Annotated in this window: 4 protein-coding genes; 3 read left to right on the top strand and 1 reads right to left on the bottom strand. The window is 66.7% G+C overall.

The genetic code is table 11. From position 1 onward, the window contains the following. The first annotated feature begins 298 nt into the window (after window positions 1–298). The 3 genes from hpf to secA are packed head-to-tail and all read left to right on the top strand — an operon-like array spanning window position 299 to window position 5,071. Complete coding sequence (gene hpf, locus AC5RUJ_RS09960; protein WP_494000220.1) at window positions 299–1,021, top strand: ribosome hibernation-promoting factor, HPF/YfiA family; 723 nt, start codon at window positions 299–301, stop codon at window positions 1,019–1,021. A gap of 28 nt (window positions 1,022–1,049) precedes the next feature. Beyond that, window positions 1,050–2,300 (top strand): winged helix-turn-helix domain-containing protein, encoded by a 1,251-nt coding sequence (locus AC5RUJ_RS09955; RefSeq protein WP_494128869.1) that lies wholly within the window; start codon window positions 1,050–1,052, stop codon window positions 2,298–2,300. A 44-nt stretch (window positions 2,301–2,344) separates the two neighbouring features. Then, window positions 2,345–5,071, top strand: coding sequence for a preprotein translocase subunit SecA (gene secA, locus AC5RUJ_RS09950; RefSeq protein ID WP_494128868.1), 2,727 nt, complete (start codon window positions 2,345–2,347; stop codon window positions 5,069–5,071). An 8-nt stretch (window positions 5,072–5,079) separates the two neighbouring features. Here secA and AC5RUJ_RS09945 read toward each other — a convergent pair. Continuing rightward, on the bottom strand, window positions 5,080–5,623 hold a 544-nt coding region (locus AC5RUJ_RS09945), incomplete at its 5' end, for an Rv3235 family protein (RefSeq protein ID WP_494155814.1).

The raw sequence follows: 5,623 nt of genomic DNA, 5'->3' as shown, positions 1-5,623 counted from the left end.
CCCGGCCGGGCCCGCCGGCCGGGATGCGGGCCGGGAGGCCGCGAGCCGGCCCTCGTGAGCGCCGCGGAATGACGCGGGGTGTAACGATTATGCAGTGCCGACTGCACCGGCCCTCGGAGTGCCCTCGGACATCGTCGGCAAATGTTGTAGATATTCGTGGGTAAAGGGTGAATAAAAGGTGTCCGTGATCTAACGTGAAGTATGGGCTCCCGCGAGGGAGGCAACCCGTCTTCAGCGGCTGAAAGGAGTTTCTCTTTTCGGTCGCTGTTGTGTCATCTAGGCAATTATGGAGGGCACCATGGAATTCAACATCAACGGCCGCAACCTGTCCGTTTCGGATCGGTTCCGCGAGTACGCTGAGGAGAAGATCTCCAAGATCGAGCAGTTGGGCGACAAGGTCCAGCGGCTTGATGCCAAAGTCACCAAAGAGGCCAATGCCCGCAATGCCGAAAGCTCGATGACCGTCGAGCTCACCGTGCTCGGACGGGGCAGCGTGGTCCGCGCCGAGGCCAAGGCCGCGGACAAGTTTGCAGCTTTCGACATTGCCTATAACAAGCTTTTGGAGCGCCTGCGCCGCGCTCGGGACCGCCGCAAGGTCCACCACGGCCGTCACACCCCGACCGCCGTCCATCAGGCCACCGCCACGCTGGAACCGGCCAGCTCGGACATGCCGCTGCACGAAGCGGCGCTGGCTGCGGCAACTGCCCAGGACCAGGCCGAGGACCGGACCGGCTACGACATCGACAACGATGTTCCCGCCGGAGACTCGCCGGTGCTGATCCGCCGCAAGGTCTTCCCGGCCGCGTCCATGACTCTCGACGATGCCGTGGACAACATGGAACTGGTGGGACACGACTTCTACCTGTTCATCGACAAGGCGACGAACGCACCCAGCGTCGTCTACCGCCGTCGTGGCTGGACGTACGGCGTGATCACCCTCGACGCCGATTGCAGCGCCGAAGAAGCCAAGGCGCGCGAAGAGGTGCTGGCCTACCGCGCGTCGGCGGGCGCCAAGGCCTGACAGCGCCGCGGCTGCCTAGTATGAAGGCATGACAGCCCGCATCACTCCGGCCCAGGCCCGCCGCATCGCGCTGGCGGCGCAGGGCTTGGTTCAGGAACGGCCCACCGGCCTTGTCACGGCAAGGCAGGTGGGCCGGACCTTTGACCGGCTGCGGCTGCTGCAGATTGACTCCGTGAACGTGCTGGTGCGCTCGCATTACCTGCCGTTCTTCTCCAGGCTCGGCGGCTACGACGTCGACATCCTCCACCGGTTTGCGGGAAAAGCGCCGCGCCGCATGATGGAGTACTGGGCGCACGAAGCCAGCTATATCAAGCCGCAGGATTTCGCCGATCTCCGCCAGTGGCAGCGTCGCCGGTGGGTTGGCGCGGCCGGCATGGATCCGGTCCTCGTCCAGGACCTGACCGCCAAGATCCTGGACACGCTTTCCTCCTCGCGCGGCCTGACCGCCCGGGCTGTCGCCGACCGGATCGGCCATGACGCGCACCAGCCGAAGACCGACTGGGGCTGGAACTGGAACGCGGTCAAGCGGGTGCTGGAGGACCTCTTCGAACAGGGGCTGGTCAGCGCCGCCGGGCGGACTCCCCAGTTCGAACGGCTCTACACCCTGACCGAGCGGGTGCTGCCCGCCCCGCACGACGCACAGTACCGGCCCGATCCTGAACAGGCGATGCTGAGGCTGATCGAGGCCGCAGCGCTGGCTCACGGCATCGGGACCGTCAAGTGCTTCGCCGACTACTTCCGGGTGCCGGTGCGGGCGGCCGCCGACGCGGTGCGGACCCTGGAGGCGGCCGGAAAGCTGGAAGCGGTGCAGGTGGATGGCTGGAGGGGCGACGTGTACCTGCACGCCGAGGCGGCCCGGCCGCGCCGCGCCACCGGCAGGGCACTCCTGAGCCCCTTCGATTCCTTGGTGTTTGAACGCCAGCGGGTGGAGCGGCTGTTCGGCTTTCGCTACCGGATCGAAATCTACACGCCGGCGCCGAAGCGGACCTACGGCTACTACGTCCTGCCGTTCCTGCTGGGGGACCGGCTGTGTGCCCGCGTGGACTTGAAAGCGGACCGGGCCTCGGGCAGGCTCGTGGTCCGGGCTGCGCACGCCGAAGACGACGCCCCGCCCGGAACCGCCGCGGAGCTGGCAGCCGAGCTGGCCGGCATGGCCGAGTGGCTGGCGCTGGACGCCGTGGTGGTTCAGGAGAGCGGCGGTTTGGCCCCGGCCCTGGCCCGTGAGAGCGCGAAACGGCCGCCGGGAACCAAAACGCTGCGGGACTCGTCTCTCACGTAGACTGAACGAGCCAGATTTCTGCGCAACTGACTGGGAGCTATGTAGTGCCAACGATTCTCGAGCGTGTGCTTCGTACCGGCGACAAGAAGACGCTGAAGAGGCTGCGCGGCTACGCCGATGCGATCAACGTCCTGGAAGAGGACTTCAAGTCCCTCACGGATGCCGAGTTGCGCGGGGAAACCGACACGTTGAAGCAGCGCTACCAGGACGGCGAGCTGCTCGACGACCTGCTCCCGGAGGCATTCGCGGCCGTCCGCGAAGCCGCCAGCCGCACGCTCGGCCTGCGCCACTTCGACGTCCAGCTGATGGGCGGCGCAGCCCTGCACATGGGCAACATCGCGGAGATGAAGACCGGCGAAGGCAAGACGCTGGTGGCCACCGCGCCCGCCTACCTGAACGCGCTCACCGGCAAGGGCGTCCACGTGGTGACGGTCAACGACTACCTGGCCGAATACCAGTCCGACCTGATGGGCCGTGTTTACCGCTTCCTGGGCCTGACCAGCGGCTGCATCCTGTCGAACCAGAACCCGGCGACGCGCCGCGAACAGTACGCGGCGGACATCACCTACGGCACGAACAACGAGTTTGGCTTCGACTACCTGCGCGACAACATGGCCTGGAGCCGTGACGAACTGGTCCAGCGCGGACACCACTTCGCGATCGTGGACGAAGTCGACTCGATCCTGATCGACGAGGCCCGCACCCCGCTGATCATTTCCGGCCAGGCCTCCGGCGACGTGAACCGTTGGTACACCGAATTTGCGCGCGTCGTGATGCGGCTGAAGGACACCGAAGACTACGAAGTCGACGAGAAGAAGCGTACCGTCGGCGTGCTGGAATCCGGCATCGAAAAGGTCGAGGACTACCTCGGCATCGACAACCTGTATGAATCGGCGAATACGCCGCTGATCGGGTTCCTGAACAACGCCATCAAGGCCAAGGAGTTGTTCAAGCGGGACAAGGACTACGTGGTGCTCAAGGGCGAGGTGCTCATCGTCGATGAGCACACCGGCCGCATCCTGGCCGGCCGGCGCTACAACGAAGGCATGCACCAGGCGATCGAGGCCAAAGAGGGCGTCGAGATCAAGGCCGAGAACCAGACGCTGGCCACGGTGACCCTGCAGAACTACTTCCGCCTCTACGGCAAGCTCTCGGGCATGACCGGCACCGCCGAAACCGAAGCGGCCGAGTTCATGAGCACCTACAAGCTCGGCGTGGTTCCGATCCCGACGAACAAGCCGATGGCCCGCATCGACCAGTCGGACCTGATCTACAAGAACGAAGTCGCCAAGTTCGACGCCGTCGTGAAGGACATCGCCGAGCGCCACGAAAAGGGCCAGCCGGTCCTGGTGGGCACCACCAGCGTGGAGAAGAGCGAGTACCTGTCCAAGCAGTTGGCGAAACAGGGCATCCGGCACGAAGTGCTCAACGCCAAGAACCACGCCCGGGAAGCGGCCATCGTCGCGCAGGCCGGCCGCAAGGGTGCCGTCACGGTGGCCACCAACATGGCCGGCCGCGGTACGGACATCATGCTCGGCGGCAACGCCGAGTTCAACGCGGTGGCCGAATTGGAACGCCGCGGCCTGGACCCTGCCGCGAACCCGGAAGACTACGAGGCCGCCTGGCCCGCCGCCCTGGCAGCGGCGCAGAAAGCCGTGCAGGCCGAGCACGACGAGGTCAAGGAGCTCGGCGGGCTCTACGTGCTGGGTACCGAACGGCATGAATCACGGCGCATCGACAACCAGCTCCGCGGCCGCTCCGGGCGCCAGGGCGACCCGGGCGAATCCCGCTTCTACCTCTCCCTGACCGATGACCTGATGCGGCTGTTCAACTCGGGCGCGGCCGAACGCATCATGAACTCCTCCCGCATGCCCGACGACGTGGCGTTGGAGTCCAAGATGGTTTCCAAGGCCATCCAGAACGCCCAGGCACAGGTCGAAGGCCGGAACGCCGAGCAGCGCAAGAACGTGCTGAAGTACGACGACGTGCTCAACCGGCAGCGTGAGACAATCTACAACGACCGGCGGCGCATCCTGGAAGGCGACGACCTGCACGAGAAGGTCGCGTTCTTCCTTGAGGACGTGGTGACGGCGATGGTCAACGAAGCCACCGCTGAGGGCCATGGCGACGACTGGGACTACGAGCAGCTGTGGACCAACCTCAAGCAGCTCTACCCGATCGAACTGACGATCGACGAGGTGCTGGAGGAAGCCGGCGGGCGCTCGCGGGTCACGGCGGATTTCCTGCGCGCGGAAATTGTCTCCGATGCCAAGGTCGCCTACGCGCAGCGTGAGCAGACGCTCGGCTCCGAGACCATGCGCGAACTGGAGCGGCGCGTGGTGCTCTCGGTGATCGGCAGGAAGTGGCAGGAACACCTCTACGAGATGGATTACCTCAAGGAGGGCATCGGACTGCGGGCCATGGCCCAACGCGATCCGCTGGTCGAATACCAGCGCGAGGGGTTCGTGATGTTCCAGGCCATGATGGAGTCCATCCGTGAAGAGAGCATCGGCTATCTCTTCAACCTCGAGGTCCAGGTTCAGCAGCCGGCCGAGGCGACGGTCCCCGGGGTCGCTGACGCCCGGGCGGCGGCGGCGCCGCAGATCACTGCGGCCGGGCTGGAAGCTCCGCAGCGGCCGGCGGCCCTGCAGTTCACGGCGCCTAGTGTATCCGGGGAAGCCGAGACACGGGTCGAACGCCAGGCCCCGGCCAAGGCGGCAGCGCCCGCCAGGGACAAGCGCCCCGCCAAGAGCGGCAAGCGCCGGAAGTAGTCTCGGGTTCAGCCGATCTCCAGGGCCGTGACCTTCCACAGTCCGCGGATCCACTCCAGTCGCAGCGCCACCGCGCGTATCCGGCGGGTCTCGGCCACCACCAACGACGCTTCATAGGCGCTGTCGGCGGCACGGCACACCCTGGCGGAGCGCACCACGGGGCTGCGGTGCAGCCGCAGCGGTGCCCGGCCATCGGAACGCAGCTGTGCCTGGTGGGCCTTGGCGATGTCCGCCCGGTGCACCAGCTTTTCGTAGCTGGCCGGGTCCAGCCAGCGGGCCAGCTGTTGGACCGGCCGTGTGCCGGAGACGGCCTCCAGACAGGCCTGTGCCACGGACCGGGCCATCGCCGTGACATGGAGCAGTTCGGCCTCCGCCTCGGGATCCCCGCCCACCGGCAGCGGAACGGGACGGGGCACGGTGGCGGGTCCGGCCGCCCCGCGGGTGTCATCCGGTCGCCTGGGCTGCAACCGGATGACAGGCGCAAAGTAGCCGTCCGGCCCGGCCGGTTTGACCCGCCGTACCGTCAGGGGCCGGGGCGCCCCGCTCGCCGGT

It is taken from the genome of Arthrobacter sp. Y3223164, assembly GCF_059091005.1.
Note: the sequence above shows the minus strand (reverse complement) of the source record. Positions and strands in the feature narration are given on the sequence as shown.

Coding starts and splice junctions, on each gene's coding strand:
- hpf (WP_494000220.1), top strand. CDS start 299: ATGGAATTCAACATCAACGGCCGCAACCTGTCCGTTTCGGATCGGTTC.
- AC5RUJ_RS09955 (WP_494128869.1), top strand. CDS start 1,050: ATGACAGCCCGCATCACTCCGGCCCAGGCCCGCCGCATCGCGCTGGCG.